The organism is Gordonia soli NBRC 108243, from assembly GCF_000334455.1.
Lineage (GTDB): Bacteria > Actinomycetota > Actinomycetes > Mycobacteriales > Mycobacteriaceae > Gordonia > Gordonia soli.
Genome location: NZ_BANX01000004.1, coordinates 1 through 12822 on the forward strand (window position 1 = coordinate 1; position 12822 = coordinate 12822).

A 12822-nucleotide genomic window follows, 5' to 3' on the forward strand; every position below is an offset into this window, starting at 1 on the left:
CAGCCGCCGGAGCCGCGCTGCGGCCGACCGGGCAGACGCGTGCGATGACCGGCCCCGCGACCGCGGCATCCCGACCCGCCACGGCCCGGACCGCCAGCCGACCCCCCAGCCGCCCACTGCCGCCTGCCGACGACAACAGCTGGACGACCGGCCAGAAGGTCCTGGCCGGTGTGGCCGCGGTCCTGCTGGTGGCTGCGCTGGGACTGATCGGCTACTGGCTGCTGAACCTGAACTCGGCGTCGGGCGAGACACCCGCACCGTCGTCGACGACCGCGACCACGACGACCACCACCCCGGAGGAGACGACCGAGGAGGAGACGACCACCACGCGTCGTCGGACCACCACGACGACCACCACCGAGGAGACGACCACCACCACGACGCCGCCGCGGACCACGCAGCCCGAGGAACCGGACACCACCGACCCCGGCGCCCCGACCGCAGAGACCCCGGTGTTGCCGACGTTCACGCTTCCGGGGTTCGGTAACTAGTGGACGTGCGGATAATGATCGATGTGATGGTTCGGACCAGGGTGAGGAGACGCTGATGTCGACTCCCCATCACCTGTCCGATCGGTACGAACTCGGCGAGACGCTGGGTTTCGGCGGCATGTCCGAGGTGCACTTCGCCCGCGACCTGCGTCTGCACCGTGATGTCGCGATCAAGGTGTTGCGCGCCGACCTCGCGCGCGACCCGTCGTTCTACCTGCGCTTCCGGCGCGAGGCGCAGAACGCGGCCAAGCTGAACCACCCGACCATCGTGCAGGTCTTCGACACCGGTGAGTCGGAGACCCCGGACGGTCCGTTGCCGTTCATCGTCATGGAGTACGTCGAGGGTGAGACCCTGCGCGACGTGCTCCGCGCGAACGGTCCGGTCTCACCGCGTCAGGCGATGACCTGGATGGCGGATGTCGCAGCGGCGATGGACTTCTCACATCGGGCGGGCATCGTCCACCGTGACATGAAGCCCGCGAACGTGATGATCGACAAGACCGGCGCGGTCAAGGTCATGGACTTCGGTATCGCGCGTGCGATGAGCGACTCGACGTCGACGATGACGCAGACGTCGGCCGTGATGGGCACCGCGCAGTACCTCTCGCCCGAACAGGCCCGCGGGATCAAGGTCGATCCACGCAGCGACATCTATTCGATGGGCTGTGTGCTGTTCGAGCTGCTGACCGGCGAGCCTCCGTTCACCGGTGACTCACCGGTGGCGGTCGCACACCAGCACGTACACGAGGATCCGCCGTGGCCGTCGTCCATCAAGGCCGACATCCCGCCGGAGCTCGACTCCGTGGTGCTGAAGGCGATGAGCAAGAACAAGGAGAACCGCTACCAGTCGGCCTCCGACCTGCGTGCGGATCTCATCAAGGTCCTTGCCGGCGGCAAGCCGTCTGCGCCGATGCTGCTCTCGCCCGAGGACCGCACCGAGTTCATCGACCTCACCGCATCCCGACGGTTGCGCCCCGACGACGGTGCCGAGGGTCGGAACACGCATCGACGCGACGGCGACGACGACGAGCCACCACGCCGCTCCCGGAAGCTGCTCGCCGGGGTATCGGCCGCCGTCGTCGCCCTGCTGGTCGTGGCACTGTTCCTATGGTCACCGTGGAGTTCCGAGACCGCCCGACAGGTACCGGTGCCGACCATCGCGGGCCAGTCGGCGACCGAGGCGCGCAACCTGCTCGAGAAGTCGGGCTTCCGGGTGAAACAGCTGGAGGAACCCAGCCCCGACGTGAGCGTGGGGAACGCGACCCGTTCCACACCCGCGGAAAACGTGCTCGCCGCTGAGGGCTCCGAGGTGACGCTCTACATCTCGACCGGCCCGCAGCGGCACCAGATGCCCGATCTCCGTGGACAGACTCCCGACGAGGCGGAGAAGGCATTGAAGGTCCTCGGCTTCACCGATGTCAGGCGCAATCGCGTCGACTCGACGTCGGAGCTGCGAGACAAGGTCGTCGGGACCACGCCGCCGACGGGCACCGAGTCGCCCGTGAACGCCGCCGTGGTGATCCAGGTGGGCAACGGACCCAAACAGATCACCATCCCGAACCTGGTCGGCCAGACCGAGGACCAGGCCCGCGCAGTTCTCCGGCAACTCGGCGTCGACATGGTCGCGGTGGCCGGTGACTCCGAATTGCCGGCCGGCCGGATCGTCAGCTCGTCGCCGAGTTCCGGCGACACCGCCGAGCAGGACAACCCGGTCCAGGTGACCATCAGTCGGGGCAACATGTTCGTGATGCCCAACCTGCGCGGCAAGACCGCCCAACAGGCGCAAGCCGCTCTGGATCAGGCGGGCTGGGACGACTCGACGCTGACCCAGTCGCGTCGCAACGTACCGCTGGGCAGCTCCGACGACGGCAAGGTCATCGGACAGGACCCGAACGCCGGTTCCAAGGTCCGCAAGGACGGCTCGGTCGGCATCGTCATCGGACAGGGCAGCCTGCTGCCCGGATGACCTGGCAGGGTCGGCTCGGGTGATAGCGGCGATTCCGCGCCCGGCCCGAGCTCATCGGCCCGAGTTCATCGGCCGGGTGACGTCTTACTCCGCGCGGCTGCCGCCGGTGGTCGACTAGCCGATGGCTGCAGCCATCTCCGCTTCCAGGGCGTTGACGCGCCCCGGGTCGATGTCGATGCCGCACACCGACAGCCAGTTGGCGAGCATCCGGTGCCCGCCCTGGGTGAGCACACTCTCCGGGTGGAACTGCACACCGTGGATGGGCAGCTCCCGGTGACGCATCGCCATCACGATCCCGGACTCGGTGCGACCGGTGACGATCAATTCGTCGGGGATGGTCTCCGGCAGCACGGTCAGCGAGTGGTAGCGCGTCGCGGTGAACGGGCTGGGTAGACCCGCGAGCACTCCCGCATCATCGTGGAGAACCTCGGAGGTCTTGCCGTGCAACAACTCCGGTGCACGATCGACCGTCGCCCCGAACGCCGCCCCGATGGCCTGGTGCCCGAGGCAGACGCCCAACAGGGGGGTTTGCGTCCGAGCCGCCACGCCGACCATCGGCAGGGTCGCGCCGGCACGCTGCGGTGTACCAGGGCCCGGGCTCAGCAGGACGCCGTCGAAGCCGCTGACGGCGGAGGCGAGGTCGGCGAGTTGGGGATCGTCGTTGCGCCACACCACTGCCTCGACGCCGAGCTGGCCCAGGTACTGGACCAGGTTGTAGACGAAGCTGTCGTAGTTGTCGATGACGAGGATGCGGCCGCGGCCGCTCTCGGAGACGGTGGGCTGACTCACCAGGTCAGGTTACCGTGCAGACATCAGCCGAGGTCGGCGCCCTGGTGGGATACCGTAGAGGTAGAGACGTCTGCCGGGAGTGCTCGTTCACCCCGGGAAATCGCAGTTCAACCGAGGAAGTCATGCCGAAGTCAAAAGTCCGGAAGAAGACCGATTACACGATCAACCCGGCGAGCCGTACGCCGGTCAAGGTGAAGACCGGGCCGTCGAGCACGGTCTATGTCTCCGTGATGCTGGGCCTCATGCTGCTCGGCCTCGCCTGGCTGATCGTTTTCTACCTCGTCGCGACGCCGTCGGCGCTGGGCGGCGACGGGAAGATCCTCAACTGGATGTACGAGCTGGGACCGTGGAACTTCCTCATCGGGTTCGCGCTGATGGTCGCGGGTCTGTTGATGACGATGCGGTGGCGTTGACCTGCCGAATCACACGCGTCGAATTCATCCACACTGTGGAAATAACATGTGTGTAAGTTCTCCCCACTGTGAGTAACTCCTGTGGATAACTCTGCGGATCCATCCACACACGAGTGGTCGCCGTCCCCGATCGCGGGCGGCGCGCTCGGCGTCGGTGGGGTGATCGTGCTGGTCGCGACGGTATTCGCCGGTGACCCGGCCGGGATGGTGCTGCTCGGCGTCGCCGGGGTTCTGCTCCTCGGCTTCGCTGCACACGCCCTGTTGATACGTCCGCGACTCGCGCTCACTGTCGGCGTCGGCTCACCGTCGACGCTCACCATCCGGACGCTGACCGGACGTCGGACGGTCACGCCCGCCGACGTGGAGCGGGTCCGCCTGCTGAGTTTCCGGCGCATCGGCCGTCGGGTCCCACAGATCGAGTTCGATCTGCTGCCGGACGGCGCCGAGGCGTCGCCGCATCCCGTGGACGGCCGCGATGCGGACGCCGAGTCCCCTGCGCTACGGGAGGACACCCGATTGGTGGTCTTCGGCCGCTGGGATCTGGGCAGCGATCTCCGCGACGTCGCCGACGAGTTGCGGCGCGCAGGATTCCCCGTCGAGGAGTCGTAGCTGCTGGATTGTCGGCGGCTCGGGCGGCGTTCTCGGGATTCGGCAGTTGGGCGCTCGGTCGCCCTCAACGCACGATCGACGGGTTCGAGCGCACGATCGACGTGGCGGGGATCCGCAGGTCAGCGGACGAGGACTGTCGGGTTCGAGTAGTCGAGGCCGATGCCGACGCAGATACCGACGGCCAGCACGAACAGCACCGCGATGGTCACCCAGCCGATGATCGAGGCGGTCTTCGCCGACGGTCGGGACGAGCCGCCGAGCAGACCGGGGGCGAACACGATGCCCGCGGTGGCGACCGCGCCGAAGACCAGCCCGCCGATGTGCGCCCAGATGGAGATGCCGGGGATCGCGATCGACAGCACGATGTTGAGGCCGATGATCGACAGCACCGGGACCGGCGAGAGTCGGGCCTTGAGCAGCACCACCAGGATCGCGCCCATCAGGCCGTAGATGGCGCCGGATGCACCCGCGGTCACCGCGGTGTCGGACTCGAACAGCATCACGAAGGCGCTGCCGCCGAACAGCGACGTCACGTAGACCGCGACGTAGCGCGGGATGCCCAGCGCCAGCTCGAGGTCACGTCCGAGGATGTAGAGCGCGAGCATGTTGCCGGCGATGTGGATCACCGACAGGTGCAGGAAGCCCGACGTGAACAGACGCCAGTACTGGCCGTCGGCGATGGCCGGCTTGTAGAGCGACCAGTCGAGGAAGAGCGGCGAGTTGAGGACTTGGAGTCCGCCCGCCTCGGCGATGCAGATGGCGAAGACCACGACGTTGATCGCGATCAACGCATAGGTGGCGATCGGTCGCGACGCGACCAGAGGTCGGGCCACCATCGGACGGATGCCGCGGTCACCGAACTGAGGACGGACGGTGGCGCGATCGACACCATCGTTCTGCAGGCAGGCGACGCAGTGTTGTCCCACGGCTGCGGGCCGTAGGCACTCCGGACACGCCGGCCGCCCGCACCGACTGCAGGACAGTCCGGTGGGGCGGTCGGGATGCCGGAAACAGACCGCCGGCGGACCGGCGGGTGGAGGCGTGGTCAGTTGATCTCGATCTTCTCGATCACGACCTCGTCGAGCGGACGATCACGACGGTCCGTCGACGTGGTGGCGATGGCATCGACGACCTGCTTGGACGCGGCGTCGGTGACCTCACCGAAGATGGTGTGCTTGCGGTTGAGGTGCGGGGTCGGGCCGACGGTCACGAAGAACTGCGATCCGTTGGTGCCGGGTCCGGCGTTCGCCATCGCGAACAGGTACGGACGGTCGAACTGCAACTCGGGGTGGAACTCGTCCTCGAACTGGTAGCCCGGGCCACCGGCACCGGTGCCGGTCGGGTCGCCGCCCTGGATCATGAAGCCCTCGATGACGCGGTGGAAGACCGAACCGTCGTAGAACGGTCCGCTGTTGCCGCCGGAGGCGTTCGGCTTGGTGTAGTCCTTGCTGCCGTCGGCGAGCCCGACGAAGTTCGCCACGGTCTTCGGAGCGTGGTTCCCGAACAGTTCGACGATGATGTCGCCGCGGTTCGTCGTGATCGTCGCGGTCTGTGTAGATGTGGTCACGCCCCCATCCAACCATCCGCGTGCCCGCGCATGTCCTGACCTGTCGGTTTCGCGTTCGTCGCGTACAACCGCGCACGTCACCCGGCTGGCATCCGGCGTCCGCGACTGGCACCCTGTACTGCATGCCCAAGAAGTACGTGGTGGCCGGCGCGGCTGCCGGCGTCGTGGCGTTGATCGCCGCAGGCGTCGCTGTCGTCGCCCGCGCGACCCGCCCCGACCATCCGCCGGTCTCCCCGACCGTCCCGCGGGTCGAGGAGCTCCCCACGGCCGCCGACATCCGCGCCACCGCCGACGCCGAGGCCTCCTGAGAGGCCGGTCGACAGCGGCGCCGACACCCTCTGTTCGGAGCGTGCACGCCGTTGCCCTCTTGCCGTAGAAGGTAATTTGATCCCGTGACATCCGACGACCCCGACCTCCCACCCGTCGATCCGACCGACTCCGGCGGACGCGACGACCGTGGTCCCGCGCCGTCGTCGGGGTCACCGGCGCCCCGGCTGACACCGCCCTGGGAGCGCAAACCGACCGCCCCCTCGACGGCGCGGCCACCATCCGGACCGGCACCGTCCGGTGCGCCGTCTTCCGGTTCTCCGTCGTCCGGCCCACCGCCTCCCCGGCCGTCGGGACCACCGCCACGTACCGGGGGTCCGCAACGCCGACCGTCGGGACCGCCGCCTGCCGGCCCACCTCCCGGCGGACGTCCGCGCCCCACCGGCCCACGCAGTTCCGACCCGCGACCGTCGGGTCCCCCGCCGAACGGCCCCGGTGGGCGACGCCCCACCGGCCCCAACCCTGCAGCGACCGGGCCGCGCACGACTGGCCCATCGACTACCGGACCAGCGGCTCCCGGACCGTCGACGGCGGGGCCGCGCACGACCGGTCCGACCTCGACCGGTCCCGGGGCCTCGGGTCCTCCTCCCGGCCCGTCCACCACGGGACCTCGATCCACCGGTCCCGGTCCGGCTGCCGGCGGCGGGCCACGAACCACCGGGCCGAGCCCGGCGGCGACGCGCCGCGACGGTCCGCCCCCCGGCCATCGGCCCCCACCCGGACTACGTCCTCCTCCCGGCGGACGTCCCGGCCCCGGCCCCCGACCACCTGCGGGCGGACCCGGTCGACCCGGGCCTACGGGAGCACCTGTCGGGGCACCGACCGGAGACGATCCCGACGCGCCGACCCGAGCGGTGCCGCCGAGTGGTGTGGGCGCGCCGCCGGCGACCACCGCCATCCCGCGCGGCAACGTGGCAGCGCCTGTCGATCTCGACGACGACCGGACTGTCGGTGCCGACGAGCATGATGACTTCGGACCGTCGGACTCGCCGCGCGCCTACTCGGCGGTCGACGACGACTCGATCCACCTCGACCGACCCGACCGACCCGACCGACCCAGCGATCCGGAGGTACCCGTGGCTGCGCGACCCCGCAAGGCCACGCTGAACCGCAACGCCATCTGGGCCCTGGTGCTGTCCGTCCTGGGCATCACCTCGCCGATCGGCGTGTTCCTCGGTCATCAGGCCCGCACACAGATCCGACGCACGCGTGAGTTCGGAGCACCGTTCGCCACGGCAGCCCTGTGGATCGGCTATGCCTGGATCGCCTTCGTGGTTCTCGGATTGATCGCGTACTTCTGGATCACCGCGCAGGGTTCCTGAGGGGTCGGGTCGCGGTCGAGGGGCGGCCACCGCTCGGACTTCTGACACCTTGGTCCGGATTTCTGACACCTCAGCGGGGGCAGCTGTGGAATATCCACACCACGGAGCGCCCACGTGCCAAAAATCCGAGCCGAAACCGGGTCACGGCTGAGGCGACGCCACAGATCCCGCCCCCGCCGTCCGGATTTCTGACACCTCAGCGAAGACGGCTGTGCACTATCCACACCACGGAGCGCCCACGTGCCAAAAATCCGGGCCGAAGCCGGGTCACGGCCCAGCTCGAGATCGAGCCCGACTCGACCCGCGCGCCCTTCCGCCCGCTCGGATTCCTGACACCTCACCGAGGACAGCTGTGGAACACCCACAGCAACAACCGCTCCCGCGTCAGAAATCCGAGAACCCGCTCGCAGCCAGCGCACAGATCCCAGGCGCCGAGCTCACCGACCCACAGCCTCCGACACCCCGTCACCGACACCCGCGCGTTCACCCACATCGCTCATCTCCATGCCCTCGCTTACAACACCGTCGCCGGCATCGTCACCACCCGGAGGACCACCCGAGGTCCGGATCCACGGCAGCATCGCGGACGCCCCCAACACGATGGCGACACCCACCCACTGCTGCCAGACCATGGTCTCGCCGAGGAACAGCGCGGCAGCGAACACGCCGACCACAGCCTCGAACAGGCTGAGCAGACTGCCTGGCACCGGGCCGAGCGTCCGGACCGCGACGTAGGCGCCCCCGACTCCGAGGGGCATCATGATCGCACCCTGGATCAGCACCGTGACCCATCCGGCGGTGGTGAAAGTCCACGTCGTCGGCACGAAGATTAGGACGACGCCGGCCGCTGCAGCCGCGCCGAGCGAGGTGAGTCCGGACGCGGTGATCACGCTGACGCGCGCCAGGATCGGCTCCCCGATCAGGTAGTACAGCGCGTACCCGGCGGCACACGCCACGGCGAGCAACGCTCCGCGCACCACGACGTGACCACCGCCGGCGCCGGCGACGAAGACGATCCCGGTGATCATCACCGCGCCGATGAGCCAGCTGGCCGCACTGGGACGACGACCGAGCCACACCGCGCTGATGACCATCACGAACACCGGGAACACGTGCGCGATCACGACAGCGACCTGCGCACCGGTGTAGGTGATCGCGGCGAACAGGCACAGCAGTTGTATCGCGAACAGCGGACCGCACACGAAGGTCAGGAGAAACGCATCGCGGCGGTGGACACGCAGACGTCCGGTGGCGAGCGCGACCGCGAGCAGCAGCACTCCCCCGATCGCGCTGCGGAGCACGACCAACACAGTCGGTGAGACGCCGCCTTCGTGTGCGATGGCGGCGAACGTCGGTGTGACACCGTAGGCAGTCGCCGACAGCAGGCCGGCCACCCACGCATTGCCCTGCCCGGAGACGGACCGAACGCTCATCGGGAGGTCGGGGGTTGCACGGCGGCCAGGGCCGGCCGCAGGGTCGAGCACGAGATCACCTGCCGATTGTGCCCAGCCCGAGGGTCTCGGCGCGAACCGTCGGATCGCGGTGAGTGGAAGACCTGCCGTCTCAGGGACCGTGCTCGCCGAGTTCGGGCGGTCCGGTGCGGTACGTGACCGGGGTCGCCGACAGATCGATGGGATTGCGTACCGTTCGCGCCGACGATCCCGGGATGACCGCCTCGGGGTCGAGGCCGAGGTCGCGTGCGGTCTGGAACGCCTCGGCGAGGCTGTTCACCGGTCCGGCCGGCACACCCACCGCCGACAGACGGCCGGTCCATTCGGCCGCACCGGCCGACGCCAATGCCTCGGTGATCGATGCGATCAGCTCGTCCCGATGTCCCACCCGCGCCTCGTTCGACACATAGCGCGGATCGTCCGCCCAGTCCGGATGACCGAGTACCTCGGCGAGGGACGCGAACTGCCTATTGGTCCCGACCGCGAGCGCGATCGGCCGATCGGCTGTCGGAAAGGTCTCGTAGGGAACCACACTCGGGTGTCGGTTGCCCATCGCGACCGGCTGGGCGTCGGCCCCGAGATACGCCGCGGCCTGGTTGCTCAACGCCGACAGCAGGGCGGTCAGCAATGCGATGTGTACCCGCTGGCCCTCACCTGTGCGGTCGCGATGGCGGAGCGCGGCGAGGATCCCGGTCGATGCGTGCAGACCGGTGATCACGTCGACGACGGCCACGCCGACCTTCGTGGGTGTCGACGAGTCAGGTCCGGTGATGCTCATCAGACCACCCATCGCCTGCAGCAGCAGGTCGTAACCGGGCAGTCCGGCGCCGGCATCGGTACCGAATCCGGTGATGGAGCAGTAGACGAGGCCGGGGTGTTGCTCCCGGAGGTCGTCGTATCCGAGTCCGAACTTCTCCATCGTGCCCGATCGGAAGTTCTCGATCAGGACATCCGCGCGAGCGACGATTCCCTGCGCGACCTCGACTCCCTCCGGTGTCCCGAGGTCGACGGAGACCGATGTCTTGTTGCGGTTCACCGACGTGAAATACGTTGCAGTGTGGGATGAGTCGTAGGGAGGCCCCCACTGGCGCGTGTCGTCGCCGACGTCGGGTCGCTCGATCTTGATGACCTCGGCGCCCATGTCGGCGAGCAGCATCGTGGCATACGGTCCGGCCAGGACGCGCGAGAAGTCGGCCACGACCACGCCGTCGAGGGCGCCGGTCATCGACTACCGCCCCGCTGCGGGCCCGTCGTCGCCGCAACCCTGTGGTCCATGTCGCCTCCCTCGATCCGCGCCGATCATCTCCCCCGCCATCATGCGTCATGTCACCATGGGCGAGCCCACTGAATGCCGCCGTGGGCGAGCCCACCAATCACCGCCGTGGGCGAGCCCACCAATCACCACCGCGGGCGAGGCCACCGATCACAGCTGCCGGCGCGCATGAGTCCAGCAGGATCGGGTATCTGGGAACATCCACTGCACCATCCGGGGAACTATCGGGGACGAGGACGATGAGCAGACACAACGCGGTGACCAAGGCGGTCGACCAGGCGACGGACAGCACGTGGTTCGAGCGACTGGCCCGCGCCGGACATGTGGTGAGCGGTTTGCTGCACCTGCTGATCGCCTACATCGTCCTTCGCCTGGCCTTCGGCGACCCCGGGACTGCCGATCAATCGGGGGCATTGGCCATCTTCGCCGACAACGCGGGCGGCCGTGCGGCGCTGTGGGTGGCGACGGTGGCCTTCGTGGCGTTGGCGCTGTGGCGGATCGCGGAGGCGATCGTCGGTCCGCACGCAACCGAAGCCGGTGAGGACAACAGCGGTGCCGAGGCATGGCTCGATCGGGGCAAGGCGTTCGCGACGGCGATCGTCTACGTCGCGTTCGCCTGGTCGGCCGCGCGGTTCGCGATGGGCGACGGCCAGTCCAGCGGGTCGCAGAACGCCGGTCTCAGTGCCCGGCTGATGCAGTCGACCGGTGGCAAGACGCTGCTCGTCGTCGCAGGGCTGGTGATCGTCGGGGTCGGCGCCTACCACGTCTACAAAGGGGTCACCCGCAAGTTCCTCGACGATCTGCGCAACGCCCGCGGGACCGCTGTGACGGTCGCCGGAGTCGCGGGTTACGCAGGCAAGGGTGCGGTGCTGGTCGCGACCGGCATCCTCGTCGTCGTCGCAGCGGTGAAGGCCGACCCGTCGAAGGCCACCGGACTGGATGGGGCGGTGAAGACGCTCGCCGGACTTCCTGCCGGCCAGATCCTGTTGGTCCTGGCTGCCATCGGACTCGCCGCCTACGGCGTCTACTGCTTCTGGATGGCCCGGTTCGCTCGGATGTAGCCGGTCATGGTCACCGACAACGTCTGAGCGCGAGGCCACGACAATAATCGTCACGGCCTTCCGCTCACACTGCGGCGAGGACCACAGGACCGACTGTGCTCGGCTTGCTCGGCGTCGGTCAGACGATGCGTCGCCCGCAGGTCACTCGTGGAACTCACCTTTGGCCAGGCGCGGACGCGCGGTCGGGGGCCATCCGCCGGGAGGTGTGGTGATGGTCCACCGTCGCGGTATCGCGGTGAAGTCCATCCACCGACCGTGGCCGAGGTAGAGCGAGTAGGCCTCCTCGTCGGGGAAGTCCCCCATCCGGATGAACACCGCTTCGCCGAAAAGCTCTCCCCGATACCAGGATTCGTCGTCAGGGTCGGCGACGAAGTCGATCGGCGTCCGCAGGACCTCCTCGAGATCGGCGACCACCGCTGCGCGTGTGACCATGTCCCTCCTCAGTCGTCCAGCCGCGCCGAGTGGACTGTATGGACGAGCGACGACCACAGCGCGACGTCATCCGACGCGGTGGTCCCGGTGCACTGCAGGAAGTACACGACGTTCCCGCGTTGGTAGGCCTCGTATTTCGTGACGGTGTGGAGACGTCGCCCGGCGGCGTCGCGGTAGTTGCCGGCCTGCAGGGTCGCGCCCTGGGTTCGACCCCCGACGAGGCCGCGGTCGGCACGCTGCTCGATCCACTCCGGGAGCCCGCGCGCCTCCGTGAACGCGTCGTCGAAGATGTCGTTCACGTCGACAGTGGCGTCGACAACGAATCGCGTCAGCCCGACGACGACGTTGTCGCGGAACTCCCCGTGGGCGACCGGAGGACCGAGGAACAGGTCGAACAAACCCATCCCGGGGGCACCGAGATCGATTACGAATCCCGGTGGTAACGGACCGACGGTGACCGCACCCGCGACGGTGTCGGGATCCACCACGCGCGCGGATGAGACGGCCATACGGCTGAGCCGCTCGTACACGGTCGCGCTCAATCGAAGGGACCACCAATCTGTTTCCCGTTGTCGCCGGTGAAACGGTTCGGAGCACCGCCGGCGACCACGACGTGGCCGGAACCGAGCGGGCCGCCGAAAGCGCCGCCAGTGCACCGTACTGCGCACGCGCCCCCGACTGCCCCGGTGGTCATGGGATCGCCGACGGATGACTGACACGTCGTTCAGAGATGGGACTGCCAAGAGATTCCCGCGTGAGTCGCGGTCACATGGCCGAGAAAGACCCGCCGGGCGGGGAAGCGAACGAGTTCCGGCGATGAGAAAGCAATCGGAATGGTGGAGCCTAGGAGATTCGAACTCCTGACATCTGCCTTGCAAAGGCAGCGCTCTACCAACTGAGCTAAGGCCCCGTGCCGAGCGTCTCCGACGGGCGGATCCGGTGTCGACGGGTGTGCGATCGGATGGAAATCCACCACTCGCAGTGGGCCTAGGAGGACTTGAACCTCCGACCTCTTCGTTATCAGCGAAGCGCTCTAACCGCCTGAGCTATAGGCCCGTGAACCGAGGTGTGAGATTACCCGACGCGGAGCTCATCGACCAAAACGGCTGGTCGCGGACTCT

The 12822-nt window shown here is 68.3% G+C and carries 13 protein-coding genes, 2 tRNA genes and 1 pseudogene; 7 read left to right on the top strand and 9 right to left on the bottom strand.

Annotated elements, in window-relative coordinates; all coding sequences use genetic code 11:
* Together GS4_RS02730 and pknB are read left to right on the top strand one after the other, a co-directional pair.
* A pseudogene (locus tag GS4_RS02730) lies at positions 1–491 on the top strand (serine/threonine protein kinase); the annotation flags it as partial.
* A gap of 55 nt (positions 492–546) precedes the next feature.
* Positions 547–2457, top strand: a complete 1911-nt coding sequence (gene pknB / locus GS4_RS02735) for a Stk1 family PASTA domain-containing Ser/Thr kinase (protein ID WP_007617259.1) — start codon at positions 547–549, stop codon at positions 2455–2457.
* Between the two features lie 114 nt (positions 2458–2571).
* Here the strand turns inward: pknB and GS4_RS02740 are convergent, their stop codons facing one another.
* Complete coding sequence (locus tag GS4_RS02740; RefSeq protein WP_007617260.1) at positions 2572–3246, bottom strand: aminodeoxychorismate/anthranilate synthase component II; 675 nt, start codon at positions 3244–3246, stop codon at positions 2572–2574.
* A 122-nt stretch (positions 3247–3368) separates the two neighbouring features.
* On the opposite strand from GS4_RS02740, the gene crgA reads away from it, so the two are divergent.
* Both crgA and GS4_RS02750 read left to right on the top strand, forming a co-directional pair.
* Positions 3369–3659: a cell division protein CrgA gene (gene crgA, locus GS4_RS02745; protein ID WP_007617261.1), complete on the top strand. Its 291-nt coding sequence runs from the start codon at positions 3369–3371 to the stop codon at positions 3657–3659.
* Positions 3660–3740: 81 nt separating this feature from the next.
* Complete coding sequence (locus GS4_RS02750; RefSeq protein WP_007617262.1) at positions 3741–4268, top strand: PH domain-containing protein; 528 nt, start codon at positions 3741–3743, stop codon at positions 4266–4268.
* A gap of 119 nt (positions 4269–4387) precedes the next feature.
* Here the strand turns inward: GS4_RS02750 and GS4_RS02755 are convergent, their stop codons facing one another.
* Together GS4_RS02755 and GS4_RS02760 are read right to left on the bottom strand one after the other, a co-directional pair.
* Positions 4388–5251 carry a rhomboid family intramembrane serine protease gene (locus GS4_RS02755; RefSeq protein ID WP_439644589.1) on the bottom strand — a complete coding sequence of 288 codons (864 nt, stop codon included), beginning with the start codon at positions 5249–5251 and terminating at the stop codon, positions 4388–4390.
* 62 nt (positions 5252–5313) lie between these two features.
* A complete protein-coding gene (locus GS4_RS02760; protein ID WP_007617264.1) occupies positions 5314–5835 on the bottom strand; it encodes a peptidylprolyl isomerase in 522 nt (173 codons plus the stop codon).
* Between the two features lie 122 nt (positions 5836–5957).
* Here GS4_RS02760 and GS4_RS02765 point away from each other — a divergent pair, with 122 nt between their 5' ends.
* Entirely contained in the window at positions 5958–6143 is a 186-nt protein-coding gene (locus GS4_RS02765; RefSeq protein WP_007617265.1) for a hypothetical protein, read from the top strand.
* Between the two features lie 888 nt (positions 6144–7031).
* Positions 7032–7484: a DUF4190 domain-containing protein gene (locus GS4_RS25395; protein WP_007617267.1), complete on the top strand. Its 453-nt coding sequence runs from the start codon at positions 7032–7034 to the stop codon at positions 7482–7484.
* Positions 7485–7921: 437 nt separating this feature from the next.
* Here the strand turns inward: GS4_RS25395 and GS4_RS02780 are convergent, their stop codons facing one another.
* Both GS4_RS02780 and GS4_RS02785 read right to left on the bottom strand, forming a co-directional pair.
* A complete protein-coding gene (locus tag GS4_RS02780; protein ID WP_083862621.1) occupies positions 7922–8917 on the bottom strand; it encodes a DMT family transporter in 996 nt (331 codons plus the stop codon).
* A gap of 130 nt (positions 8918–9047) precedes the next feature.
* Entirely contained in the window at positions 9048–10160 is a 1113-nt protein-coding gene (locus GS4_RS02785) for a CaiB/BaiF CoA transferase family protein (RefSeq protein ID WP_007617269.1), read from the bottom strand.
* Between the two features lie 287 nt (positions 10161–10447).
* Between GS4_RS02785 and GS4_RS02790 the strand changes: the two genes are divergently transcribed.
* Positions 10448–11269 carry a DUF1206 domain-containing protein gene (locus tag GS4_RS02790; protein WP_007617270.1) on the top strand — a complete coding sequence of 274 codons (822 nt, stop codon included), beginning with the start codon at positions 10448–10450 and terminating at the stop codon, positions 11267–11269.
* Between the two features lie 141 nt (positions 11270–11410).
* Here GS4_RS02790 and GS4_RS02795 read toward each other — a convergent pair whose 3' ends face one another.
* The 4 genes from GS4_RS02795 to GS4_RS02810 form a co-directional block, all read right to left on the bottom strand.
* Positions 11411–11701: a hypothetical protein gene (locus tag GS4_RS02795; RefSeq protein WP_007617272.1), complete on the bottom strand. Its 291-nt coding sequence runs from the start codon at positions 11699–11701 to the stop codon at positions 11411–11413.
* Between the two features lie 8 nt (positions 11702–11709).
* Positions 11710–12210, bottom strand: coding sequence for a hypothetical protein (locus GS4_RS02800; protein WP_007617273.1), 501 nt, complete (start codon positions 12208–12210; stop codon positions 11710–11712).
* 325 nt (positions 12211–12535) lie between these two features.
* Positions 12536–12611 (bottom strand) — tRNA-Ala (locus tag GS4_RS02805).
* Positions 12612–12683: 72 nt separating this feature from the next.
* Positions 12684–12757, bottom strand: a tRNA-Ile gene (locus tag GS4_RS02810).
* Between the last annotated feature and the right edge of the window lie 65 nt (positions 12758–12822).

What these genes read in the sequence shown, in the direction of transcription:
- GS4_RS02800 (WP_007617273.1), bottom strand. Translation starts at nt 12,210, where the DNA reads ATGGCCGTCTCATCCGCGCGCGTGGTGGATCCCGACACCGTCGCGGGT.
- GS4_RS02780 (WP_083862621.1), bottom strand. Translation starts at nt 8,917, where the DNA reads ATGAGCGTTCGGTCCGTCTCCGGGCAGGGCAATGCGTGGGTGGCCGGC.
- crgA (WP_007617261.1), top strand. Translation starts at nt 3,369, where the DNA reads ATGCCGAAGTCAAAAGTCCGGAAGAAGACCGATTACACGATCAACCCG.
- pknB (WP_007617259.1), top strand. Translation starts at nt 547, where the DNA reads ATGTCGACTCCCCATCACCTGTCCGATCGGTACGAACTCGGCGAGACG.
- GS4_RS02785 (WP_007617269.1), bottom strand. Translation starts at nt 10,160, where the DNA reads ATGACCGGCGCCCTCGACGGCGTGGTCGTGGCCGACTTCTCGCGCGTC.
- GS4_RS02795 (WP_007617272.1), bottom strand. Translation starts at nt 11,701, where the DNA reads ATGGTCACACGCGCAGCGGTGGTCGCCGATCTCGAGGAGGTCCTGCGG.
- GS4_RS02790 (WP_007617270.1), top strand. Translation starts at nt 10,448, where the DNA reads ATGAGCAGACACAACGCGGTGACCAAGGCGGTCGACCAGGCGACGGAC.
- GS4_RS02765 (WP_007617265.1), top strand. Translation starts at nt 5,958, where the DNA reads ATGCCCAAGAAGTACGTGGTGGCCGGCGCGGCTGCCGGCGTCGTGGCG.